The organism is Candidatus Nitrospira neuquenensis (assembly GCF_979578155.1).
Map to the genome: position 1 here is coordinate 62,383 of NZ_CEFZDU010000034.1, position 22,824 is coordinate 85,206.

General features: G+C 65.2%; 33 protein-coding genes. 10 read left to right on the forward strand and 23 right to left on the reverse strand.

Features of this window, described 5'->3' with window-relative positions; translation table 11 throughout:
• Nucleotide 1: 1 nt before the first annotated feature.
• The 11 genes from AC1U7O_RS12440 to AC1U7O_RS12490 form a co-directional block, all read right to left on the reverse strand.
• Nucleotides 2-253: a hypothetical protein gene (locus AC1U7O_RS12440; protein WP_479895103.1), complete on the reverse strand. Its 252-nt coding sequence runs from the start codon at nt 251-253 to the stop codon at nt 2-4.
• 9 nt (nt 254-262) lie between these two features.
• Entirely contained in the window at nt 263-457 is a 195-nt protein-coding gene (locus AC1U7O_RS12445; protein ID WP_479895104.1) for a hypothetical protein, read from the reverse strand.
• Between the two features lie 65 nt (nt 458-522).
• Nucleotides 523-1,464 carry a hypothetical protein gene (locus AC1U7O_RS12450; protein WP_479895105.1) on the reverse strand — a complete coding sequence of 314 codons (942 nt, stop codon included), beginning with the start codon at nt 1,462-1,464 and terminating at the stop codon, nt 523-525.
• Nucleotides 1,461-2,390, reverse strand: coding sequence for a hypothetical protein (locus tag AC1U7O_RS12455; protein WP_479895106.1), 930 nt, complete (start codon nt 2,388-2,390; stop codon nt 1,461-1,463). The genes AC1U7O_RS12450 and AC1U7O_RS12455 overlap by 4 nt, the downstream gene beginning before the upstream one ends.
• The gene (locus tag AC1U7O_RS12460; RefSeq protein WP_479895107.1) at nt 2,390-3,052 is read right to left on the reverse strand and encodes a hypothetical protein; all 663 of its coding nucleotides are present in this window, start codon (nt 3,050-3,052) and stop codon (nt 2,390-2,392) included. Before AC1U7O_RS12460 ends, AC1U7O_RS12455 begins: the two co-directional genes overlap by 1 nt.
• A 6-nt stretch (nt 3,053-3,058) precedes the next feature.
• Entirely contained in the window at nt 3,059-3,808 is a 750-nt protein-coding gene (locus AC1U7O_RS12465; RefSeq protein WP_479895108.1) for a hypothetical protein, read from the reverse strand.
• 3 nt (nt 3,809-3,811) lie between these two features.
• Nucleotides 3,812-4,444, reverse strand: coding sequence for a hypothetical protein (locus AC1U7O_RS12470; RefSeq protein ID WP_479895109.1), 633 nt, complete (start codon nt 4,442-4,444; stop codon nt 3,812-3,814).
• 64 nt (nt 4,445-4,508) lie between these two features.
• Nucleotides 4,509-4,835, reverse strand: coding sequence for a hypothetical protein (locus AC1U7O_RS12475; RefSeq protein WP_479895110.1), 327 nt, complete (start codon nt 4,833-4,835; stop codon nt 4,509-4,511).
• 94 nt (nt 4,836-4,929) lie between these two features.
• On the reverse strand, nt 4,930-6,381 hold the full coding sequence (locus AC1U7O_RS12480; protein ID WP_479895111.1) for a hypothetical protein: 1,452 nt from the start codon (nt 6,379-6,381) through the stop codon (nt 4,930-4,932).
• 126 nt (nt 6,382-6,507) lie between these two features.
• Nucleotides 6,508-7,227, reverse strand: a complete 720-nt coding sequence (locus AC1U7O_RS12485) for a hypothetical protein (RefSeq protein ID WP_479895112.1) — start codon at nt 7,225-7,227, stop codon at nt 6,508-6,510.
• A complete protein-coding gene (locus AC1U7O_RS12490) occupies nt 7,217-8,116 on the reverse strand; it encodes a hypothetical protein (protein ID WP_479895113.1) in 900 nt (299 codons plus the stop codon). Before AC1U7O_RS12490 ends, AC1U7O_RS12485 begins: the two co-directional genes overlap by 11 nt.
• Nucleotides 8,117-8,259: 143 nt before the next feature.
• On the opposite strand from AC1U7O_RS12490, the gene AC1U7O_RS12495 reads away from it, so the two are divergent.
• From AC1U7O_RS12495 to AC1U7O_RS12540, 10 genes are read left to right on the forward strand one after another with little or no spacing between them, the layout of a single operon-like run.
• Entirely contained in the window at nt 8,260-8,652 is a 393-nt protein-coding gene (locus AC1U7O_RS12495) for a DUF6573 family protein (RefSeq protein ID WP_479895114.1), read from the forward strand.
• 2 nt (nt 8,653-8,654) lie between these two features.
• A complete protein-coding gene (locus AC1U7O_RS12500; RefSeq protein WP_479895115.1) occupies nt 8,655-8,903 on the forward strand; it encodes a hypothetical protein in 249 nt (82 codons plus the stop codon).
• A 26-nt stretch (nt 8,904-8,929) separates the two neighbouring features.
• Nucleotides 8,930-9,166: a hypothetical protein gene (locus AC1U7O_RS12505; protein WP_479895116.1), complete on the forward strand. Its 237-nt coding sequence runs from the start codon at nt 8,930-8,932 to the stop codon at nt 9,164-9,166.
• On the forward strand, nt 9,163-9,393 hold the full coding sequence (locus AC1U7O_RS12510) for a hypothetical protein (protein ID WP_479895117.1): 231 nt from the start codon (nt 9,163-9,165) through the stop codon (nt 9,391-9,393). The genes AC1U7O_RS12505 and AC1U7O_RS12510 overlap by 4 nt, the downstream gene beginning before the upstream one ends.
• A complete protein-coding gene (locus tag AC1U7O_RS12515; protein WP_479895118.1) occupies nt 9,390-9,578 on the forward strand; it encodes a hypothetical protein in 189 nt (62 codons plus the stop codon). The genes AC1U7O_RS12510 and AC1U7O_RS12515 overlap by 4 nt, the downstream gene beginning before the upstream one ends.
• Nucleotides 9,575-9,877 carry a hypothetical protein gene (locus AC1U7O_RS12520; RefSeq protein ID WP_479895119.1) on the forward strand — a complete coding sequence of 101 codons (303 nt, stop codon included), beginning with the start codon at nt 9,575-9,577 and terminating at the stop codon, nt 9,875-9,877. The genes AC1U7O_RS12515 and AC1U7O_RS12520 overlap by 4 nt, the downstream gene beginning before the upstream one ends.
• Before the next feature lie 32 nt (nt 9,878-9,909).
• On the forward strand, nt 9,910-10,113 hold the full coding sequence (locus AC1U7O_RS12525) for a hypothetical protein (RefSeq protein ID WP_479895120.1): 204 nt from the start codon (nt 9,910-9,912) through the stop codon (nt 10,111-10,113).
• Between the two features lie 19 nt (nt 10,114-10,132).
• Nucleotides 10,133-10,498 (forward strand): hypothetical protein, encoded by a 366-nt coding sequence (locus tag AC1U7O_RS12530; RefSeq protein ID WP_479895121.1) that lies wholly within the window; start codon nt 10,133-10,135, stop codon nt 10,496-10,498.
• On the forward strand, nt 10,495-10,893 hold the full coding sequence (locus AC1U7O_RS12535) for a hypothetical protein (RefSeq protein ID WP_479895122.1): 399 nt from the start codon (nt 10,495-10,497) through the stop codon (nt 10,891-10,893). The genes AC1U7O_RS12530 and AC1U7O_RS12535 overlap by 4 nt, the downstream gene beginning before the upstream one ends.
• 26 nt (nt 10,894-10,919) lie before the next feature.
• The gene (locus AC1U7O_RS12540) at nt 10,920-11,273 is read left to right on the forward strand and encodes a hypothetical protein (protein WP_479895123.1); all 354 of its coding nucleotides are present in this window, start codon (nt 10,920-10,922) and stop codon (nt 11,271-11,273) included.
• 9 nt (nt 11,274-11,282) lie between these two features.
• Here the strand turns inward: AC1U7O_RS12540 and AC1U7O_RS12545 are convergent, their stop codons facing one another.
• The 12 genes from AC1U7O_RS12545 to AC1U7O_RS12600 form a co-directional block, all read right to left on the reverse strand.
• A complete protein-coding gene (locus AC1U7O_RS12545) occupies nt 11,283-11,594 on the reverse strand; it encodes a hypothetical protein (protein ID WP_479895124.1) in 312 nt (103 codons plus the stop codon).
• Nucleotides 11,591-15,826: a zeta toxin family protein gene (locus AC1U7O_RS12550; protein WP_479895125.1), complete on the reverse strand. Its 4,236-nt coding sequence runs from the start codon at nt 15,824-15,826 to the stop codon at nt 11,591-11,593. The genes AC1U7O_RS12545 and AC1U7O_RS12550 overlap by 4 nt, the downstream gene beginning before the upstream one ends.
• A 19-nt stretch (nt 15,827-15,845) precedes the next feature.
• Entirely contained in the window at nt 15,846-16,109 is a 264-nt protein-coding gene (locus AC1U7O_RS12555) for a hypothetical protein (protein WP_479895126.1), read from the reverse strand.
• A 5-nt stretch (nt 16,110-16,114) separates the two neighbouring features.
• Nucleotides 16,115-17,248, reverse strand: a complete 1,134-nt coding sequence (locus AC1U7O_RS12560) for a hypothetical protein (protein WP_479895127.1) — start codon at nt 17,246-17,248, stop codon at nt 16,115-16,117.
• On the reverse strand, nt 17,205-18,452 hold the full coding sequence (locus tag AC1U7O_RS12565; protein ID WP_479895128.1) for a DNA-methyltransferase: 1,248 nt from the start codon (nt 18,450-18,452) through the stop codon (nt 17,205-17,207). Before AC1U7O_RS12565 ends, AC1U7O_RS12560 begins: the two co-directional genes overlap by 44 nt.
• Nucleotides 18,449-18,769 (reverse strand): hypothetical protein, encoded by a 321-nt coding sequence (locus tag AC1U7O_RS12570; RefSeq protein WP_479895129.1) that lies wholly within the window; start codon nt 18,767-18,769, stop codon nt 18,449-18,451. The genes AC1U7O_RS12565 and AC1U7O_RS12570 overlap by 4 nt, the downstream gene beginning before the upstream one ends.
• A gap of 3 nt (nt 18,770-18,772) precedes the next feature.
• Nucleotides 18,773-19,201, reverse strand: a complete 429-nt coding sequence (locus AC1U7O_RS12575) for a TSCPD domain-containing protein (protein ID WP_479895130.1) — start codon at nt 19,199-19,201, stop codon at nt 18,773-18,775.
• Nucleotides 19,202-19,208: 7 nt separating this feature from the next.
• Nucleotides 19,209-19,640: a hypothetical protein gene (locus AC1U7O_RS12580; protein ID WP_479895131.1), complete on the reverse strand. Its 432-nt coding sequence runs from the start codon at nt 19,638-19,640 to the stop codon at nt 19,209-19,211.
• A 27-nt stretch (nt 19,641-19,667) separates the two neighbouring features.
• Nucleotides 19,668-20,141, reverse strand: a complete 474-nt coding sequence (locus tag AC1U7O_RS12585) for a ferritin-like domain-containing protein (protein WP_479895132.1) — start codon at nt 20,139-20,141, stop codon at nt 19,668-19,670.
• A 228-nt stretch (nt 20,142-20,369) separates the two neighbouring features.
• Entirely contained in the window at nt 20,370-20,528 is a 159-nt protein-coding gene (locus tag AC1U7O_RS12590) for a hypothetical protein (RefSeq protein ID WP_479895133.1), read from the reverse strand.
• On the reverse strand, nt 20,525-22,339 hold the full coding sequence (locus AC1U7O_RS12595) for a phage portal protein (RefSeq protein WP_479895134.1): 1,815 nt from the start codon (nt 22,337-22,339) through the stop codon (nt 20,525-20,527). Before AC1U7O_RS12595 ends, AC1U7O_RS12590 begins: the two co-directional genes overlap by 4 nt.
• Nucleotides 22,336-22,704, reverse strand: coding sequence for a hypothetical protein (locus AC1U7O_RS12600; RefSeq protein WP_479895135.1), 369 nt, complete (start codon nt 22,702-22,704; stop codon nt 22,336-22,338). Before AC1U7O_RS12600 ends, AC1U7O_RS12595 begins: the two co-directional genes overlap by 4 nt.
• Nucleotides 22,705-22,824: the final 120 nt, after the last annotated feature.

Below are 22,824 nucleotides of genomic sequence, written 5' to 3' on the forward strand. Positions count from 1 at the left end.
GTCAGCCTCCTTCGTGTGTCAGTCCGTCACACCGGGCCACCGTGGCCGGCTGGACGGCGATGAGTTTCCGCCCCTCGAAGATCAGATAGTGGCACCGCCGCGGCGCCTGCCTCGGTTCCACACAGACCGGCACTTCGGTGATCCGCTGGGCCCTCATCACGGCCTGGCCCACCCAGAGCGACGGCGCCTCTGGCAATCGGAGGGGCGCCACGTACTGCAACCAGATGGCTGCGAGGAGCGCCGCGCCCTCCATGCGCCTCCGTTACCCGGCCGGCTGGGCCGCCCACTGGTGGAGCGCAGCCCGCCACTGGGCCTCCGTCCGTCGCATCGCCCCCTTGCGCTGCAACGCAGCCCGCCGAAAGCCCGCCAGGAGCGTTCGGTTTTCCCCGCTCGTGGCCATGAATTCCTGCAGGCTCATCAGGGGCGCCGCGGTGGGCGCCGCCTCACCAGCCGACACTTTCGTCTCCGACCTGGGCTCGGCAGTCCGTTCCTCTCCTCGCTTCGGGTTCATGGTGGCTCCTTCTACGGTGCCGCGATCGACACCCCGGTCAGGGTGGGCTCGATCACGTCGATTTCAGCGATGACCGGCTCGTCCGGCGTCTCCCGCACGCTGGTCTGCATCTGCCCCGTCAACGTGAGGGCCCCGATGAAGAGCGGCATGTTGTACTTCTCGAACTCCTCGAGGTACTGGCCGGTCATGGACAGATTCATGACTCCCAGGGTTTCCATCAGCTCCCGCACCGAGACGAGCGCCCCCTTGAGGGTCCGATACAGATGCCGACGGGTGTCAGGGTTCTCGCTCCACCCCTGGACGCGGATGTGGACCTCCGAAAGGTACCCCCGCCGGCGGACCTTCACGTCACCGGCCTCATCGAGCTGATCCAACTCGTCCGCCAGGGTGAACGCCACGGGCGTGTCCGCGTCCAAATGCAGCGACACCACCGGAAACTTGGAGTCGATCAAGGGTGGGCCTTCGATGATCTGGACCACGTTGACCCCAGCCCGGACCGGCAGCTTCGCGGTCTGGATCTGCCGAGCCAGGTACGACTTCAGGTAGGCCAGCAGTTCCCCGATGACATCGACTTCCTCGAAGGTGCTCGCCTCTGGCGTCCGGGCCTGCATCGTGGCCGCGACGGAGACCTCGCTCTCATCGGCGTTGCAGGCGAAGATCGCGTAGTAGTAGGTCGTTGCCCAGCTCAACGCCTGCAGGTCCAGCGTGGTGCGATACTGGTCGGCCTGGATCAGGTCATCCGGGAGAAAGACCGAGCGGTATTCACCGGCACTGACGCCGCCCCCGCTGTAGACCACCGTCGCGCCAGGATCGGTGTGCCCGGTGATGTCGTTGGTCAGCTTCCGCAGGATCTTGACGTGATGAAAGACCGGGTCGGTCGGCTGCACCCACAGCAGCCGGACCGCGCCCCCGAACGTCAGTGGCCTCGCCTCTTGGAAGGTGACCGGATTCATCCCTCAGCCCCCACCGCCGCCGCCCAGAGGGCCGCGTCGGCCTTCAACGCGCCATCGAACCAGTCAGACGCCAGAGCGCGCAGGTCCTGCGCCGTTTTCTGGGCCAGGTGCTGGGCCTGGTAGGGCTGGATCCGCCAGCCCTCAGGCTGAGCCTCCGACAGCGTCCGAATGGTCAGGTATGCCCCGTGTCCGGCCCGGCCCGTACGGAACAGACCCGTCAACTTCCGCGCCTCGATCGACTGGGCCGAATAGCCGAGCTGCGTCAGTTCCGTGAGCGTCAGACGGCCGGGGCGCCGACTGTAGAGGAACCGCTGCACCATGCCGCCCCGAGTGTTCGGCCCACGCTCGAAGTAGCTCCCAACGACCTGCGAGGGCTTCTTGGTCTGCATGACCGCCAGCACCTTCGGCGGCAGGACGTTGGAGCCCCACTTGGCGCTGGTGGCCTGGAATCGCTGCCCCCCTGTCCCCCCTGGCGCCGTCGTGGCATGCCGAAAGGGGATGGACAGGTACTTCTTGCCAACCTTGCTCACACGTGCCTTGGGCGCGTAGGACAGGACGGCGTGCAAGTCGATGAGGGTGCCGCCATCTTCGATCGTCTCGGCTTGCGGATCGGCCGTGGCGATCTCTACCGACAGGCCATCAGGGGCGATCTCGGCCGGACGGAGCGCGATGCTGTTCGCATACTCCTGCCGGTTGAGCCGGACCATGGGCGGCCCGAGCTTCAGCGGCCGGCCTTCCGTGCCGGGGATTTGCGTCGCCCGCTCCCGCCAGAGCGTGACCCCGACCTGGCCGAGCTCGCCCAGGCGTCGAATCGTGTTGGGGAAGAGCTGGGCCACGGCATCCGGGCGAAACGCTTCCCGAATCAAGCGGTCCACCTGCGGCGGCAGGAACACCGTGAGCGGGATCTGGACTTCGATGCGCGCCATCACGTCACCGCCTGGAGCAGGAGCGGCATGTGCCGGAGATGCACCCGCCGCGGCAGCGCCTGGCCCCCGATCGGTCGATCATGCAGGAGATCCTTGTAGACGCCGTATTCCGGATGTGCCTCGAAGAGCACCGAGTATTGCTGCCCTGGCTGGAGCTCGTTGGTGACCCACGCGAAGGTGTTCCCGTTCAGGGTGTAATCGCCTTCCCCGGCGACGACCTCGACAAACTCTTTCTTGGCGCCATTCACGATCGCCCATACCTTCAGCACGCTCTGAATGGTGCGATACTTCAGCGTGTCGTTCACCCCGCGGGTCAGGATCATGGTGAGCGGCAAGACGGCCTGCGTGAGCGTGAACCGGTCGTACTCCCCGGCCCGATAGGCAGGCGAATCGGAGGGGATGATCGCGACGATGTCCCCGTTTTCCCACTGCGAGAACGGCGCCCACTCACGCCGCAGATTCACGCCGTTGAGGCCAATCGTGACCGCCTGGGGCGATTCCCAGATGAACCCCCTTCCCTGGCAGACAGCACAGGCCGGATCGGCTCCACCAGTGCGGGTGGTGCGGCAGGGGCAGACGAGGGCCCGCTCCCACGTTGCCGGCTGGCCGGCGAGGGCGAGCATCGCATTGAATCCGCAAACCGAGAACCCGAGGCCCTCCATGTCCCCTCACACCACGGCCAACCGCACCCCCTTGATGCGGTCCCGCAGATGACTTTCCTTTGTTCGAGTGTCTTCGCGGTATGTCTTCAGGTCCCAGGAGAACGACTGGGTGATCCCATCCCCAGACGAGGAGAACGACGCCGGGAGGAGCCCATCCGCCGCGATTTCCAGCACCGCCAGACGCTTGACCAACTCCAGGATGTCCTGGTCATGGACTTTGATCTCGTCGGGCCCGTCGAACCCGGCGGTGTAGTCCACGAAGATCGCCTGGGGAATGTCGCGCCCACCGCCTATGAGCGACAGGAGATAGGCGGTCATGGGCGCGTAGATCGCGGCTTGCGCGGGGACGAGCCGGATCACCCCGAACAACTTGTCCAGTCGAATCCAGGCAGCCGGGACGGTGAAGACCTTGGACTCGATGTTCGGAAACGCGAACACCATCCGTTCCACCGACCGGACCGGGTACCGCCGGACCCGCAGCCATCCCCAGCGTTCGCCCAGGAAGAAATCGGACTCGTAGTCGTAGGCCGGCTCTTCGAGGTCGAACTGATCGCCCGGTTGCGGCTCGCACTTGATGACGGTCTTCTTGAACAAGATCCCCAGGTCGCGGGCAAGCTGGTCTTCGGCCTGCCGGATCTTGTTCTCCAGGTAGCCGTCGCTGAAGGACTCGGCCTTCTTCAGATGGCAGACGATCCCAAACAGGTACGCCCGCAAGTCCGCGGCGGTGATCCCGCTCTTGGTGATCGGGTCCGGCATCCGTTAATCAAGCGTCTCCACTGCTGCCGCCGAGAGCGCCGCGGGCGCCGCGCCGATGGCCCCGGCCACGAAGGCCAGGTCGGTATACGTCACCGTGAGATGGGCGGCATCCAGGTTGTCCGTGTTGGCGTTGAACGGGGTCGCTCCCGCCGCCACGGCGATCCGCACGTGCCCAATGGGCGTTTCGTTGGCCGGGACCGCCGGAATGGCCGCGTTGCCGGCCCCCGTGGCGATGGCCCCCATGGTCAGCGTGGGCGTGCCGTTCGCCGCCAGGCTCATCAGGTACACGGCCTCCTTCACCGCGCCGGCGTCCGCCGCGATGTCGTGCGTGGTGTCCGTGAAGGCGACGTGGGCCGAGGTCTTCGTCTTGAACAGGCCGTTGTTCAGGTACGTGACGGTGTTGGCGATCTTGACCTTGTGTTTCTCGCTCGATCCGACATCGCCGATGGTGAGTCCGGCCGCCGACAGCGCCATGTACTTCATCGCCGCCTGGAGGCTGTCCATCGCGGTCTTGAAGGTGGCGTGATCGTCCCGCAGTTCGTTCCCCAGGGCGATGAGCGCGGCCAGCTTCTCGCCAAGCTGGGCCTGTTTGGCCGCGGGTGTCATCCGCGACACCTTGCTTTGTTTCGTCGCCATGCGCTGCCCTCCCTACATCTGGATTCCCGTGATCCGTCTTCGCTCGTCGTGATGGCCAGACGGGTTATACCTTGCCGCTCTTGCCCTTCTTCTTGCTGGCGCCAGACTCAGCCTCCCCGTCCACCATGGGCCCACTGGCCCGATCGGGCTCGTCGGCGGGGCCGGGCGCTGGCGCTTCCACGGCCGTAGTCAGCTCCGGCGCGGGACTCACGGTGGAGGCATTCGGCGCGGGCATGTCCCCGGTGTACACGACGTAGCCAGGGATCCGCAGGAACCGTTCGGCCTCGGCTGGCGTCAGGTCCTCGGACACCATCCCGCCCGGGACAGGGCTGAAGGTCTTTCCACTGACCAGCTCGGAGCAGTTGCGCAACGTGCACAGCACTCGTGGCATCACGTCCCCCTTCGCGTAGTGTCACGGGGTGGAGGCCAGACACCCCCACCCCATGCTCAGTCCCAGACTCCCTCCCGATCGCCCTCAGCCGACCTCAGGCGAAGGGATCCCAGTTCTCCTTCACCTTCTTCGGCAGGATGTTCTTGATGAGCACGTGCTGCCTGGCCTTCGTCACCCGCAAGTACCCGAACAGGAGCTGAGCCCACGGGTCCTCGGCCTTCGCGGTCGGATACAACTGGAACCGGGTCATCGGCAGAAGCTGCCGCCACCCGATCGCGTTGTACGCCGGCGCCAGGTTCAGCACGCACGCGATGCTGGTCCCCGGGATCAGCCGGTTGAGGTCCACGAAGGTGCTGGAGGCACCGGTCCGCGGAATCCGGGTCACGAGCCGGAAGTCCGTCTTGGTGTTGCTGCCGTTCTTCCGGCTGCGGTAGATCGCGTACCCGGTCTCGTCCTGCGCCGCCGAGGCCGTGATCGTGAGGGTGCACTTCTCCCCTGCGGCGATGGCCTGCTGGGCGGAGATCCGCAGGTCGGACTCGCCGTTCTTGCTGATGCCGGAGACCGCGTAGTAGTAGTTCCCCGCGTGCGAGGACCCGAACTTGCTCGACGCATCGCTCGCCACGGCCAAGGCGACTGCCTGCGGCTTGGTCGGGTCCGACGTGGTGTTGGTGGCCGGGCTCTTCGCTTCAGCCGGCATGTCGCCTTCCCGAATGAACACGTCCGGGTTCGTGCCGATGTCGCCGAAGGAGGTCCGAATGGCCTTGACGGGCGCGCCCAGCGTGACGCTGGCCGGGTTATTGTCCAGGTTCACCCGGAAGGCCGGATCGAGGTACAGGTCCAGGTCCGTCTGAGCCCGCACCGACAGGTACAGGTCGGTCGGCATGCCGAACTGACCGAAGTCGTAGACCGTCCCGGCCGCTTCCAGAATCTTCTGGAAGCCGTTGGAGTCCATCGGCTGGCCCTCCATGTCGATCACGTGATCGACGCTGTTGAGATCCGTGAGGATCTTGACCAGGCCGTCGTACTCCTCCGGCACCACCGAGGAGTCGCCGTAGAAGTTGCCCCACTCGGCCGAGGTCAACAGCTCGCGGGAGCCGTTGACCTCTTCCTGGGCCTTGGCGTTGACGATGCTCTCCTGGGCCATCTGCACGACCGACACGCTCCGGCGGGTCATCAGGTACTTGACGAACGCGACGCGCCGGTCGTACTGCCCGCTCGCGGACGCGATGTCACCCAGCTCGGTGTTGAACGCCCCGCCGACGCGGCCGCCGATCGAGGACTGCTCGACCCATTGGTCGACGGTGGCCCCAGCCGGCGTCTTCTTGAGAACGTTCATCAGCCGGAAGTGTTTGTTCTCCTGGATGGTGGCCATCAGGGTATGCTCCAAGCTCTCCAGCCGGAGCGCGCCACCGCCGCTCAGCGCGGCCACATCGGTCCCGTAGCCGGCCTCGATGGCCTTCATGAGCTCCTGCCAGGCGGGCAGCCCCATCATGACGCCAGCGGGGTAGCCCATCCCGAACTGGGCGTTGCCGTAGAAGGTGTTCATAGGGTCTCCTCATGGGCACCTCCCCGCGTGCGTCAGTCCCTGTGATCATCGCGGCTGGGCCAGGGTGTAGGGACGCCACCCCGTTCGCTGGCCAAGGCTAGGCCCAGCCACTTGCTTGATGTCGCGTCAGCTTCCCGTGGCCGCCTCGAGCAGCCGCTTGGGCGGCTCCAGGCCCATGCGGAAGTAGCTGTCCATCTCGGCGACCTCCACCGCCGACAGCCGGCCCGCCTTCTGCGCCTGGAGCGCCTTGGTCATGACCTCGCCCTGGTTCAGCTTGCCGGCGCTGCCCTCGCCCGCGGCGGCGCCGCTGGACTCCTTGTCGAAGATGCTCAGGACGCTCTTGCGCATCCGCGGCTGGTAGCCGAGATGCGCCACCTCTCCGGCCAGGGCCTTCTGGAGCGAGCCGAACGCCTGCAAGCTCTTGGCGATCGTCACCGTCCCCTCGAGCTGCCTGACGAGCTGCTCCTCCAAGCGCCCGATCCGCTCCTGCAGAGTCCCGAAGCTCTTCTCGATCTGGTCGAGATGCAGGTGGACGCCCTTGACGAACGCCTCGCCGTCCACCACGTCCGGATCGTCGATGGGCGGCTGCTGGACCGACTTCGTGATGGTCTTGGCCTGCTCCCACGGCCGTACCGGGGACTCGCCCGCCGCCTTGCCTGCCGGGGCCCCACCGCCCCCGTTGCCGTTCTCGGGCGGCTTGGCCGTGTGGGCCTTCAGGAAGGCATCCAGCCCCTCCATGGCGCCCGTGAACGCCTTTTCGAGCTGCTCCATCTCCTGCTCCGCGGCCGCCTTCTTGTCCTCGCCGGCCGCGACCGACTTCGCCATGAGCGTGGTGTTACCCCACATGCGCGTGCTCCTTTCGTTGGGTTGAGAGATCGGACAGGAATTGCCGGACGATGGTGAGGGCCTCGTCCTGCACGAGCCCCTGATCCATCAGGTAGTCCACCAGATCGCAGACGGTGAGCTTGTCGCCGCGGGGAGCCAGATCCCCCGTGCGCATTGCCCCTTCCAGGCGCACCACCGCGGCGCGGTAGCGGGGATCTCCGTGCAGGGATTCCCGCCGAAGGGCGCCGCCCCCAGTCAGCGAGGCGACATCCGTCCCGTACCCCGCGTCGATGGCCTTGGCGACCGGGGTGTAGTCGAGTCGAGACCCAGCCCCAATCCAGCACTTGGCGAACTCACCCAAGGGCATCAGCGACACACCGGGCACGGTCGGATTGACCGGCTCGCGCGAGAACCCGACGTTGTTCCAGAAGACCTTGCGGATGGCCCGGACGGGGACAGCCTCGCCTTTGGGCAGGATGGTGCCGGCTTCTCGGATATGGCCGCCGACCGAGGGGTACCAGACCATCGGCGGTTCTAGCTCGGTCAAGCTGGACCAGAATTCATTGGCCTTCTGGGCCATGGGGCCGGTGCCCTGATAGATGAATCCCTTGACGAAAGTACGCCGATCGTCGAACCGCACCTCGGTCGGCCGGCCAATCTCCCAGAGCCGCGGGTTGTCGATGTGCGGCATCTGGTAGCCGCGGATGGTGAGGTGGTCGATGTCGAAGTTGCCCTTGGCGAGGAAGTAGTCGCGAGAGTCGCGGAGGGCCTCCCGGAGGACGCGCTCCCCCTCCAAGTCCGTGCCCTCATTGCTGGGCTCGCAGTAGATGATCCGCTGCCCAGCTTCGAGCTTGGGCACAGCCTTGAGGGCCAGCGGAAAGGCCGTCAGCCGTTCCAGCGCAGTCAGCATGCCCGTTCCCTAGCACGCCACCATCGCCGGATTTGGACACTGTGGACACCGTGGACAGAAAAAGTTTCTGCACCGCTTGACATGATAAGGTTATCATATTATCATTTCCTCGGTTCACGGGGCAGTCAGTGAGGAGGTGCACGATGGAGAACGCGCAGGATTCAGGACTCTGGGAAGGCGTGGAAGTTGTCTCGACCTACACGCGGGCGCAGGCGATCGAGGACGGGACGTTGGTCGACGTCACCAGTGTCGCGAAGGAGGCAGGGATCACGTTCCCGGTGGCGCTCACGCGGGCTGTCTGGGACTGCTACGTGGAAGTGCCCGCCGGCGTGAGCTGCCAGGATGAGGCCGGGCGACTGTGGGACATCCTCTGGATGTTTCGGCAGTCCGCTCGCCACGGCAGCAACCCGCTGCTCTATCGGCTCTACGTGCGGAACGACAACCGCCGGCCGAAGCTGGTCACCCTGAAAGCGATTTGCGGTCCTGGGGATGACGGCGAGCCGGTGATCACGATCCTATTGCCGGAGGAGAACTGAGCATGGGGCGGACGGGATACAGCCGGAGACACTACCGCCTGGTCAGCCCGCTGCCCGACACCCTCGCTGACATTCGGGAGCGGAGCATCCACCAGCGAGCCTGCACGTTGGCGATCCAAGACCGAGAGCGACAGTTTCCAGTCCTGACGGCAGAGAATGCAGCCGAGGCCATCCGGTACCAGAACGAACGCATCATGTTCCACACGGAGAACCTGCATGCCTTGATGAGCGGCGCAGCCGAAGGCAAATGAACAGGCAACAACGGGCAGCGCCCGTCATGATGAATGACGGCCTGAAGTACGCGCTCCTGGCGCTGAGCTACTTTCGCCACCGGCACGACCTGGTGCCACGGTTCAAGACGGGGCGTCGCTGCCACCATCTCGTGCCGGTCAACTATCGGGAGCATGCGACCATGGCCAGGCAGTACATCCAGAGCGCCCGCGCAGCCGGCTTTCGCGGATCCATCCGGGATCAGGCGATGGCGGTCTTCGGCCAGAAGGAGCACGAGCAATGACGACCGTCACCCATCCCATGCGGCGAGAAGCCGCGTCGACCGTCTTCAGTAATGGCCGGCGTCGACCGGTCATCGTCAGCCTCGCCCCGCCCGGGGACACGATCGGCCTCCGGTTGAAGGGCGAGCGGAAGACCTACTGTCTGCCGGTGGACTGGTGTTACCGGCAGACCGTGATCGCCCACCTCAAGGTGGAGCCTGCGACACGGAAGAAGGGAGGCACGCCATGATCGGGATCATGATCGAAGTCGGCAAGCGGTGTTCCGGCTGCCGGCAGGACTTTCAGGCCAGCGAGCCCTTCGTCGAAGATGAAGAGGGTTGGCTCTACCATGTCCCCTGCCTGCTCGCAGCCGAGATCGGCGAACACCTGCCGGTTCCGGACGAGCAGCTTCCAACAGTGGAGGTGATGCGATGAAACCAGAGGACGCGATCGTCGGAACGCGCGTGCGAAGCCTTGTCGACTTCGCGGGCGTCCCCGCGGGCACCGAAGGAGTGATTGACCAGGACTATGGCTCGGGCGTCATGGTTGCGTGGGATCTTCCTGATCGTCCCTTGCCACATGGATATCGCGCCTACGACGGTCGGCCGGCGGTCCGCAGTGGTCTGCTGCGCGACGGCTTCGACAAGGACGGCGAGCTGGAGTTTCTCGATCTCGCCGGAGGTTCGGGAGAGGCCGGGCGCGCCGCGCCATCTGAGAAAAAGGCCTTGAGATGACCACCTTATCAGGAGTAGCATCAGATCCGACGATGCGGAAACCTCCGGCTCCCTCGCGCAAGGTCGGTGCCCATGTGCTCAAGGGCTTTCTGATCCGTCCCGACCAGATCGAGCGGCTGGAGCAGACGCAATGGGACACCGGGAAGTCCCACAGCGAGCAAGTCCGGGAAGCCTTGGACGCCTACTTCAAGCTCGCCCCAGCCCCGGCCGAGAAGAAGGCCAGGGGCAAGAAATGATGGGTGCCCACGAGGGGAGTTGTTCTCTGTGCTGCCGAATGACGAGATCCTTAAAGGACTGGCTCAGCCGATAGGCGAGATCGAGCTCTACTGTGACAACCCCGAATGCCCTGCCAGGACGGTGTTTGTCAGAGTCAAGGACTATGGGGGAGGCATTCCCGTCAATGTCGTCTGTCCTCTCTGTCGCCGACTGGCCAAGGTTCACACTGTGATGAAACCAGAGGAAGTGCGGCAGCGTCGCCGCTCAGAAGCCATCGGCCTCGTCGCCGAACTCCGCTTGAAAGCCAAACAGCGGAAGATTGATCCTCTCACTGCCGATGTGATCCACATGGGCGATCTCCTGACCGAAATGAAACAGATGTCAGATGAGTTGGGCTTACGATGAAGCTCCTCCTCGCATTGGGCCTTCTCCTCTCCGCCTGTGCCGCCAAGGAGGCGGTCATGCCTACCCCTCTGGCGCCGGTCCAGCTGGGGACCAGCCTCGCCGCTGATCTGGAAACGCTTACTGAGGATGCCGAGAAGGACGATGAAGAATCCACCGCGATCGAGGTCGCGGCGGACTGGGCAGCGATGCCGTGGTGGGTCGCTTGGACCGGGCTTGCGGCCCCGGTGGCAATCGTGTGGTCGTTTGGGGACTTACTGACCGGCGATCCGGATCCCGATCCGGCTAGGCGGTTTGAACAGCTTCGGCCAGCGCTGCCGGTCCGGTTCCATGAGCCGGATCCGTGGACGCACCGTCCGCCACAGCCGGTTCACCGCTCGGGGACAACGGAGCGGTAGCAAGCCCCCAGGAAGGAGGAACCCGCATGATTCACGGCATCTACTCGGCGGAGTTTCGGTCGAATCAAGGACTGGACGGTCGCGGCATCGTCATCGTCGACAAAGAGAATAAAATGCACGGTGGGGACGCCGATTATATCTACAGAGGCAAGTTTCGCCTCGATGACAGCAGCGGCTCGACCAGGATCTCCGTGACCGTGGACGTCTCCAACTATTCAGGGAACCCCAACTCCGTGTTCGGTCAATTGAAACAGTATCGGGTCGAACTCACCGGCGTGATGACGTCCACCGGCTTCACCTTAGCGGGACACGTTCACAACCAACCACAGATGAACGCTTCCATTGTTGCCACCAAGCAGGCGGACCTGATAGACGAGTAGCGCGCACGTTCAAGTGAGTTGAGCAGAAGCCGACCCTCCGACATTTCCCGCCGATCGAGATCTCTGCGTCTCCGCAAGCATGGCTGTTACCGTCGCCATCTCCGCTTCAACATCCGCCTGCGTCACCCCGAGCTTGAGCACCAACCGTTCCGTGACCAGCAGCCGCGCGACGTGCTCACCGAGGACCGCCTGACACTCCCGCACATCCAGACTGAGCGTCTTCACATAGGCGGCCAGTGCATTGTGCTTGGCCGTGATCTCCATGACCTGGTTCTCCAGGACTGCCACTCGAAAGAGCAATTTCGCCTTGCTGGGTGTCACAACGCCTCCTCGTGTGTAGGGTCCTCGATCATCCGGCTGACCAGATCGCACCGGCGCCGGCCGTCGAGTGCCTGACGATACCGCTCCTGACGATCCTGAGAGGTGATGCCCTGCTCTTCCAGCGCCATAATGTCCGCCTGCGCATGATCACGCAGGCTTGCCGCGGCCTGCTCAAGGAGCGCAGTTACTGACGGGGCGTGCTGTTGAAGGTCTGGAGGCTCTGGAGAATGGTGTCGTTCCGGTACTCCTCCATCTCCTCGTAAGCCTGCGAGGCTGCTGTCACGAGCGATGGATTTGGCGACGGGTCTGCCGACGTCCCGGGCTCCGGCGTCGCGTCGGCCGATCTCTTGTCGGACGGGTTGGGCTCCTCTTTCAACATCGGTGCTGTACCTCCTCCAGTGGGAGACACGCGGGTCGTTCTTGAGAGCATTATAGGTCTGCTCGGGGCCGCCGTCTACCTTGTGCACCACGTAGTCCGGCGGCACGAAGCGCCCGCTCTCGCGGAAGCGGCCGACCGCCCGCGCCGCGGCTTTTTCCAGTGGCAGATGCACGTACATGACGGAGATGTCGTAGCCGGCCTTGTGGAACTCCTCCACCATGGCCAGGACCTTCTTCCCGTTGGCGCCCGTGATGTCCAGGCACAGATGATGCCGCGCCTGAAGGGCCCGCGGGAGCAAGCGGCCTTCGGCGATGTCGCTGGACTCTTCATGGACCAGCCCGGCATTGCGGCCGTTGTATTCGGGCAGCTTCTCCTTGACGTCGTCGGCGTTGATCACGGTGAACTCGACACCGATCTCACGCGCGGCCGGTTGGAGGGCTGTGGTCTTGCCGGAGGCCGGGGCGCCCAGCAGGATGCACACCTGCGGGCGTTGCCCCTCCTGGGCCACCGCACGGGGATTCAGCATGCTGGCCACGATGGACTCATGGAGCTGCGCGCGCTCAGGAGTGTAGCTTCCGTCTGCTTGACGATAGAGTTGCCTCGTCGAGGTTCCCTCCAGAACCTCCCGCATCGCCTGCTGGATGTCCGGCTCGCGATTGACCAGATGCAGCCATTCGGCCAACCGTCCGGGCTCCGGCGGCTCGACCGCATTGAAGGGGGTTCCCAGCGCCGTACGCTGGGTCGGCTGGACCGGTCGGCGGGGGTCCTGGCGCCCCGATGCCGGTTCCTCTTGGCGAGGGCGGCGCCCGGCGGCGGGGTCCTCGTGAGCCGCCCGGCGTTTGTCGTCATGCTCTCGGACGGTGACAACCTGGCCGCTGGCCGTGGTGCGTTGATAGCTTCGGACATGGGCCTTGCCGAAGAGGAGCTGCCAAGCCCGGCCGAGCGCCTTCTGTAACCGCTGCACTCGCCCACTGGTGACCGCGTCCGGGCTCAGGTCCGACACCTGCCCCTGCTCATCTTGGACCAGCAGATAATGAGTCGGGTCGCCCAGGTCTTGCCGCCCCCCGATCACGGTCACCCGCTCGCCGGACGGGCGTTCGAGCCGTTCGCCCACCGCGAAGCCAGCCGGCAGATCGCGACGGACCAGCACACGGAGGCCGGCCCGGGCCGCACGCCGCATGAACTCGCTGTCCACAATCTCGTCGGACACATAGCCCCGCGCGATCATGTACAGATCGTCCACGAATCGATGGAGCGTCTCCCGGCTCACCCCGTTCCACGCCGTCCCTGGCTGATGGCTGAAGTAGTCGTCGCGGACCGCGTTCCACGGGATCACGGTCTCTTGGCCGCCCGGCTCTTGGCGGACCCACTCGAAGACATACCCGTCCCCATACTTGGCATTGGTGGCACGGCGAACCCGCGGGAAGGCCCGATACCCGGCTCCAGCGTCCTTCGTGTTCAGCTTCTGCCAGACCTTGTACACATGCGGCTGCAGGAGGATTTCCAGGCGCGCGGCCTGACCTGCACAGTCTTCCTGGCAAACCTGGTCTCCTCGACGGATGGCCGTGTTCAGCTCCTCGAGGGACACATCCCGCGACGTGCCGATCGGCTTCGTCCAGTCGGCGCGCTTGGCATGCCGGGCCACGTGCGGCGCCACCACCACCTGTTTGCCCCCTACTGTCCGTGTATGGCCCTTGACCGGAACCGGCTGCATGGTGGTCAGCGTCTTTCCGAAGAAGAGCCGAACGCCGCGCTCGATCCGCTTGAAGAGCGAGAGCTGGTCGCCACCCTTCCATCCACCAGGAGGCGTCTTCTCCGCCTCACGGATGCTCCTACTGAGGGGCACAGTCGGTTGCTTTTTCCTTGAGAGGGGAGTCTGCGAGGCCGGATAGATGCGTCCAAATTCCATCCACGTCCCATCAACTTTCGCCTCACGCCTGGCATGAGAGATGCCGGTGATGGTGCCATGCACGGTCCGGCCTTCCCCCAACCAGACTTCGACATAATCCCCAACCCTGAATGTCTGGGTCTTCAACTGACCGGTGGATGGGTCCTGGCGCTCAATTGAGAACGATCGACCTGAGTTAGCCGGCTGCTCCACCTGTTCACGCAGGTGCTGGGCGTCCTGGTCCCCAGCCGCCTGCTCAACCTGTTCATAGACTCCCGCGTACTCCTTCTCCAGATTGGCCAGTTCTTTCTCCAACTCCTCCCGCTGCTTGGGCGTAAGCGGCCGGCCGGTCGTGGGGTGCGTGCCGAGCGCGAGCGTGCCTCGAAGGGTCTGAATGGTCCGGAATCGGCCCCGCTGTTCCTTCTTGGTGGCCCTCAGGAGCGCCGCGAGATCGTCGCCTTCGTAGACGGACCCTTCCTGTCCCGTGCGGTGTTCCACCTGGATCGGCAACTGTGAGGCCGCGGCTGGCGGCGGCGTCTCGCGCTGCGGTTGGAGGTCCGGGTAGTCGGCCATGACCTCTGCGGGTGGATAGAATTGCTCTGGACGCTCCAGTCGGCGCCTGGCATCCTCGCGCTGCGCCGGATATTCCGCATGCTCAGCGTCAATCCGGTCACGCCGGCGCAGATCGGCCGCGCCCCTGACAAGCCACTCGTGCAGGTCGGCCAGGATGTCATCCACGTGGCGTGTCAGCTTCCCGTTCTTCTGGTCCTTGATGGTGTAGAGGGCATCGCCCCACTGCAGCCAGAGACGGCGTTCACCATCACGCCGGACAAAGGCGTGACGGGCGCGCTCGATCCATTCCCGCCGTGTCATCTGCCAGGGCTCTTTCTTCTCCGGCTGCCTTGAAAAGGCCTGGACAATCTGAGCCGCCTCGTCCTGCGTCACACCATGCTTCTCGGCCCTGGCCAGCCTCCGCCGATCCGGAAACGCGCCGACCCGGCGAAGATACTCCGCCTGTCGCTGTTGAGCGTCCGACAACGGGAGCCCGAGCACCTGCTCGTTCATGTGCGCCGTATCCACCGGGACCAACTTCCATCCGGACGGGAGCTTGTCAGGATCCAGCCGCTCCGCGGCCTCTGGCGCTACGTCCACATACACCAACTCATCGCCGTAGGCATCGCCGGAGAGCGTCGTCTTGATCCCGGCCCGATTTAGGGCGTACACCAGGGGAGCCACCTTCGGGTTGAGCGGCGCATCCCGCGCAATCTGATCGCGCACGTCAGGGGGCAGGTCGGCCGGCGCCATCGTGGAGGCTTCAGGATCCTGACCGGCCGCCCGCTGTCGGCGTTGCTCCAGCGCCGCACGGGCCAGCTCGCGCTCATGCCGTCCCCCGGTCTCCTGCATCCGCCGCAGCTCGTCATCGGACAGCCCGGACAGCGCCGCTTCGCGGGGCGCTGTCTCCTTGGCCCTCTCCGCGGGAACCTTCGCCACGTAAAACGGCCGAATCAATCCCGTCCCACCTACCACTTCCCACCCATCCCCCAACTGCTCACGCTTCCGCTCTGCCTGAGTCCGGTTCGCGTAGGTGAGGGCCACCAGCTCACCCTCATTGAACTTAGCGGCGACTTCCCGCCCGTTGTTCAGCTTCACCGTTGGAACTTCCGGCGTTGCTGGAGCGGGCTGACTGGCAGGCTGTTCACCGCTCGCGGTCGGCCGCTTGTCGTCATACGGTTGCACGTACACCTGACGGCCGGTCCTGGGATCAGTCCGGTAGTGCCCCTTGACGTGTGCCTTACCGAAGACGAGGAGACACTTCGCCGTCCCGATCGCGCCACCCATCTTCTTGTAGATGGCCGTGGCCAGCGCGTAGAAGCGCTCATCGTCCTCAGACAGGTCCGGATACTGTTCGCGGACCCGCGCCTTGGCTTTCTCCCAGACCTCGTGATCCTTCACCCAAGACGGCATGGCGTGAGGCCCTCCTCTCCTACTGTTGCGGCACGTAGGTCGAGCCAACCTTGGTCCAGAGACAGCCATCCGGCGTGCGCAGGCTGTCCGCGTGATTCTCAAAGCGTTGCTCGACCGCCGTGAGGCGCTCCCAAGCAGTCAGTTCCGAGGTCGCCTTCGGCACAGGCCGGGGAGCGGGTGGCGGCATGGTGTGCTTGAGGCGCTCGTCCATCAGGCAGTAGAGCACCGCCCCGAGCCCGCTCCGCTTCAGAAACCAGAACCAGAATGAGGCTCGCCACGTCATGCCGGTCATCCTCTCCCAATCCGGGCGAGCTGCTCAGGGGTGAGCGCCACGACGTAGACCCAGATACACCGACAATGCGGATGCGCGGGAATGGCCGGCACGACCAGTTCATGGGGTTCCCGGTCGACCAGCGTTCCATCCTCCAGGCGCTTCCGCGGTGCGATCGCCCGGCCGATGTTCATGAGGTGCTTCCCGACCCAGACCTGGGTATCTGGATCCTTGTCCCGGGCATCGGCCCGCACCATGGTAAACACCTTGCCGTTCTGGGCCTCGCAGTATCGGCACGCCCCTGGATGGGCCAGCCACCGAACTTGTGTCCCAGTCGGCAAGGAGGCCAGGAACCCGTCGGCGCCGTTGATTGCGGTTTCGGTGACGGCGATCCGGCGCCAGTCGCGGTTCAGATCGCCAAAGGCGTCCGAGAGGGCTTGCTGCAGGTTCGGCTGGACGGCGTAGCTGGACGCGCCATTCTCGATCCGGGCCCGTTCCGCGTCGAGGATGAGCTTCCGCATTCGAGATCGTGCCGACGCAGTGAGATCGGAGACCAGGCGCGCCGCCGATGCTTCCGCCACCGCCATTCGGGCGGCATCCTGCGGCGTGATGGGGTAGGCCCGCCTGGCCTGCCAGATGGTTTCCGGCAGCTCGGCGACAGCATTCACCGCGACCGTGGCTGTCTCGGGGACGAGATCCCGGCGCAGAAAGCCCGAGAGGTACTGCTTGACCGCATGCCGCTTCGCCGCGGACTGGAGGATGGACTCCGGCAGATACCGTGCGATCAGACAGTCGATCATGGACAGGTAGTCGTCAAGCCGAAGGCTGCCGGGCTGAGCGGCCGCGGCCTTCCGATCAAGCCGTCGGCAGGGGTCGTCCTCGCCCGTCGGGGTGGCTTTGGCTACCGTCCCGCCGCCGGTGATCAGGACCCGCAGGAGCGCCCCATAGAGCGCCTGCAACGCCTGCCGGCCGGGCTCCGTGGCCGCATCCTCCGCGGCCGCCAGAATCCGGTCGGTTGGATGAGGCTCGAACAGCAGGGAATCCTCGACACTTTTACACAGGTAGTCTGCCGCGGCGTTGGCCTGCTCGGCCCGTACCTGCGTGGCGTCAATCAGCATGGGGTACTCGCGCGAATAGGGGCCCGTGGGCATGCCGAATGCGCGCCTCGGCAATCGCCACGTACTCGGCCTCCTGTTCGATGCCGATGAATCGGACCTCTTCCATGGCACAGGCCATCCCTGTCGAGCCCGACCCTGCAAACGGGTCGAGCACCACTCCGCCAGCCGGCGTGACCAGCCGGACCAGCCACCGCATGAGGTCCACCGGCTTGACCGTGGGGTGGTAGTTGCGGGCGGCCTTGAGGGTGCTGGGCGTCTGAAAACTGCCGGGGTTCTGATCGCCGCTCGACCAGTGCAAGGGCTTTTCCTCGAACCCCTCGACCCCAGCCTCGCGCTCCGATCGGTCGGCCTTGGCGCAGTAGAAGAAGCGGGACGCCCCCCCCCAGTCGGCGCCCCGTGCCGGCTGACAGATGGGCTGCCCCTGGAAATCGCCGTAAGTACGCCGGGCTGTGTCCCCGCCCCGCCGCGTCGGGTTCGCGCCCGAGGTCAGCTCACCCTTCTGTTCGTCGAGGAGCTGCGCGGCCGCTTCGTCGAGGATCACATTCGCCGGCCATCTCCCCAGAGAATGGCGCTCGGTTCGATAACCTGGATTCTCAGGCGACGCATTGAAGGTGCTCTGACACCCCGCTTGCCGTGAACCCCACACCCCGTTCCCTTTCGGACCAGAAATCCGGCAGGCGTCAATGTGGAGCGCCCCGACACCCCAACGGGCAACATTCGCCTTCACTGAGGATTCAGAAAGCGGCTTCCGAGCCAGCGCAATGGGCTCCACGGCCGGTTTCAGGCCGGTCCCCCACCCTCGCCATCCCCCCTCAAGGTTGAGGGATTTGGGCATTCCCTCTCCGTACAACCACAGGAGCGAGTCTCGAATCTCGAAGCCGGCATCCTCGATAGCGCAGACCAGCCGGTGCGCGGTGCGCGTTCCCCCGAAGGCGAGCAGATGGCCGCCTGGCTTGAGCACGCGCAGGACTTCTGTCCACAGCGCCGGAGCGAAGGCCGTCCCTCCACCATCCCAGGTCTTGCCCATGAACCCCCGCTCTCCCACGTGCACACGTCCAAATTGGCCCGTGCCCGGTACTCGGGGTGACCCGTTCCGGCTCAGTTGGGTCAAGTGGTAGGGCGGATCGGTCACAACCGCGTCGACTGAGTCCGCAAGGAGCTGGGGCAGCAGGGCCCGACAGTCCCCGAGCACCATCGTCCACGGCTGTTGACCGGCCAAGACCTGGTCGATCGTCATGCCAGCTCCGCCCCTTGCGGGTCCGCCGCAGAGCCGCCGCGCGGAGTCTTCCGCACCAGGCCAGCCCGCTCCAGATCCTCGTCGGACAGCGTCTTCAGGTCCGTACACTCCGGCATGACAACCAGCAGGACACGCTGACGGTAGCGAGCCATGATTGCATGCCCCAACCGTGTGCAGACGGCATGCACGTCGGCTTCACTGACCTGGTCAGAGATGCGGAGCATGAGGATATCGCCGTCCTCGACGTGGAGCTTCTCCAGCATCAACTCAGCGTCCTTGACGCTCACGACGGCCTGACTCGTCCGATCCGCGTCCATACGTCACTCCCCCAAGGGAACCGTCGGCGCCTCAGGTACGTGGGCCAGATCGTCGCGTCCACAGAACTCGACGCCCAGGATCCGTGCCAAGAGGTCCAGCGGCGAGGTACACACTTTGACCCGACCATGACAGGAGACCGGCCCGAAGGGCTCGAAGCGCGTTCCCTCGTACAGCTCCACGAAGCGCGACAGCGGCACGCCGTGCTGGAGCCCGATGGAGAGGGTGCGCACGACGTTGTCGATCAGCGCCCGCTCCTGCGACCCGACCTGTTCGAGGATCGCGAACACCTCGCCCGGGCTGCCGTCCGGATACAGGCCCACGGTCACATAGAGCTTCGTCCGGCCGCGGCGGCTATGGATCACCGCCTTGAGATTCAGCGACTCCCGGCGGTTCGGAAGTTCGCGCCGGATCGAGACCTGGGAGTCCGTCACCGCCACCTCAGAGCTTGAGATCGTCCCCATTGGTCAGCACGTCCACGAGCACCAGCACATGCCGGTCCGTCCCCGGGGCCCCAATTTCGACCCCCTGCAGCACCAGCCGGCGATGCTTGGGAAACAGACTCGGATTTGCGGTCCATTCCGCGACGAAGACCTGACACTGACACCCGTCCTCCAAGGCGATCACCAGGACCATGGACCCATAGTCGGGACTGAGCCCCATCCGCGTCACCGTCCCGACCACAACCCAGTCGACCTCCCCGAAGAGATGGCAGGGATGGTCCGGCATCAGCTCCGACGCCGTGGCGGCCGCCGGCCCGACCGTCACCACGGCACACGACTGAACGGCCAACAGGCCGATGAGGATCAGCATCGCGGCCATCAACGAGTGATCCAGACCAGGCATGCGTCCAACGGAGCTGAGTCGTTGCATGGACACCTCCCGCCAGGGGCGCTCGGCCTACGCCCGCACCTGCTGGCTGAGGTACAGCTCGAGGCCGATCCGCTCGATCAAGACCCGTTGGGTCTCCAACCAGTCCACGTGCCGTTCTTCATCCGCGACCAGCTCCTCGAGGAGCTTCCGGGTGGTGAAGTCGCCGACCACCGCGCAGTGGGTTATCGCTTCCCGCAGATGCTCCACGCTCTGGTATTCGCGGACGCATGCGGTCTCCAGAGCATCCTTGGGACTGGACGCGGAAATGGTCTGGTCCGGATGGCCGGTCAGGCTTCCGGAGCCCTCCAGGTACAGCAGATGCTCCAGCAAACGCCGCGCATCCTTTCGTTCGTACTCGGCCAGCTCATGGAACCGGTCCGCGAGCTGCCGATAGCCCCAGTTGGCCATCTGGCAGCCGTAAAGCAGATACCGGTCGGAGAGACCGAGTTCCCAGACGATCAGGGTCACGAGCCGTTCGCGCACGCCGTCTTTGGCCTTCATGCAGTCCTCCCTGTCGCATGCACCCATTCGGTCTGCCAGTAGGCCGCCGTCAGAGGCACAGGGTCACAATGTCCGATGAGTTCGGAACGGCCACACCGCTCGCACAAGCTGACCAGGGCATGCCGCTTTGCCCGACCGATCTTCTTGGGCGTGATCGGCCTCGACACCTCGGGGATTTGGCGCGTCACCATCGCGCACCGGCAGCGATCACAGAACACCGCTTCCCCCTTACGGATGCCCCCACGGACCGGAGTAGTCCGACCAGTCCGTCGGCGGGCGATCCTCCCACCAGGTCAGCCACAGCATCACGCCGGCCAAGGCCAAGAGGCTCAGGCCCATCACCAGGCCCCACAGCGCCCGCTTCGCCCACGACCACGCCCGCCTCATCCGACCACCAACACGTCACCCGCGAGGGCCTTCCGCATCATCGTAGAGGGCTCGTCAGGACCGCCGCGGGGTCGACGCTCCCGGACCGTGCCCTCAGGTCGCTTAGCCTCCCGCGCATCGGCCGGCTGAGACAAATCCCGGTCCCCAGTTTCCTCGATGGTCGGCTCCGGCGGTGTGGCATCGGCCCCTTCCCGATCCCCTCGTTCCTCAACGACCGGTTCCGGGGTCTCTCCGGCGGCGCCAGGTCCGTCCGGCGCCGGTCCCTGCCCTCCTCCCTGTCCCGCCATCCAGGCTTGCTGCAGCACGGGGTTGAGCGGCGCATCGCCCCACGCCTCGTTCACAGGCTCGTAGCCGTACTTCTCCGCGAGCTGGTTCCTGGTCAGCACGAGCTTGTCCACTTCGTGCTGGCGCTCCTGATCGGTGGGGTGCAGGCCGACGAACCGGAAGATGTAGTCCGGCTCGATCCGCCCAATGAGGTGGGTGGAGAAGACGTCCTCGATGAACGTCATGAGGGGCTCGAGGCCGGTGTCCCGAGCATCGGCCAGCCGTTCGGCCGTATCCCGTCCTGACAGGGTGGACCGCCCGGCGCTAAACGACTCGGAGTAGATTTCCGCGGGGTCCATGCCGTAGACCGCACAGATGATCGCGGTCAACAGAACCATCCACTTGGCGAAGTACATCTCGTTGAACTCGACACCGAACTTCTCGAACTGGGCCTTGGCTTCCTGGCCCTCCGAGATCAGGACCGGAAGGGCCCAGGCGTTGTTCACCCCGCGCACCATGGCGTTCCACTGCTGCTTGAAGAACGTCAGTTGGTTCTGGTCGAAGTTGCCGAAGAGCGTCAGGAGACCTTTGGGGATGCTGTTGCTGTCGAAGCCGCGTAGGTTGTAGGTGAGCGCATTGAGATACCCGGTGATGATCCGGACAATCATCTCGGGCGGCGGATAGCCGTAACCGTAGTGTCGAATGTCGGTCCGGGGATTCTGGACCGCGTAGATCATGTCGTCGGCCGTGAAGCCACGCACCGGCACGCCATTGACGATCTGCACCGTCCGGATCGCATCGTCGCCCTCGTAGCCCTGTTCACTGGCGAGATAGATCGTGCCGGCATCGACGGCATGGAAACTGGCAAGGGTTTTCCGGTTGCGGGTCCGGACCGTCTCGATCGCCCAGGCGTCCAGGGTGAGGATGTCCCGGAGGGACTTGGCGACGAAGGCCGTGAGGCTGTCCCGCTTGTCGTCGCTCATCCGGGCTGGATCCCGGTCCCAGCCCGAATGGATCAGGAACTGTTCGAGGGCCGTCTCCGTGGGGCCCTTCCGCGGCTTGATCGTGCCGGCTTCATCGTTCCGCCGAACCTCGAAGTAGATGTCGCGGTTGCGTTCGACCGGCCGCAGGAACCGGCCGATGGTGCGCTGCCGGCGGAGAATGATGGCGTTGATCAAGGGCGTATGCTCGACCATCATGCGGAGGTGTTCCGCCCCGAAGGTCGAGGGCCGTAGTCGGTAGCCTCCTGGCACGGAGCCGAACACCCCGAATTGATCGATGTAGACCGCGACCGGGTGAGCCGTGCCCCGCTTGGTCGTACCGACAGGGGCAGTCGGCCAGGTATTCACCGGCCGCTGGCTTTTGAGGAAATCATCATGCTCCCAGGCGGAGAGCACGAGTTGGACCAGCTTGTCGACGTCGCTTCTGGGCGGGAAATCCGAACGGGTCGGCATGAAGGATTTCTCCAGCTCGGTCCGCGCCTCAATCCGCTCCACGGACGACGCACCGGGATACGAGGCCTGTTTGGCGAGATCGGCTGCGTTCATCGACCCACCTGCCGGTCCAGCAGCCTATCGGAGAGGGCCATGTGATACAGGGCGCGGTGATAGCCCGAGGCTTGCAGAAGGCACTGCGGCGGGCCGAGTCGCGCCACCGCAGCCGGCCCCAGCTTCGGCAGCCAGGCCCACTCCCAGTTGACCGCCTCGATCGGTTCCGGTGCGGCGGGGCCCCTCACGTCATCGGGCACGGGGAGCGACTGCGTGAGGACCGGGACCCTACGCTCCGAAGGCTCGACTCGGAGCCGCATGAACGCCCGACGCCTGGCCCCACGGGAGGCCCGCTCGACCAGTCGCCAGGCTTCGCCGAAGACATGATCCACAACCGCATCCCGGTCCCGGGCAGCCTCGATCATGACTGCGGCCACCTCGAGGCCTCGCGTGAACAGACGGCCCGGCGGAACAAGCAGCCGAGCCTCATAGAGGTAGACCGATGGACGTTGGTCAGGATCGACCCACCAGCCCGGTCTCAACCA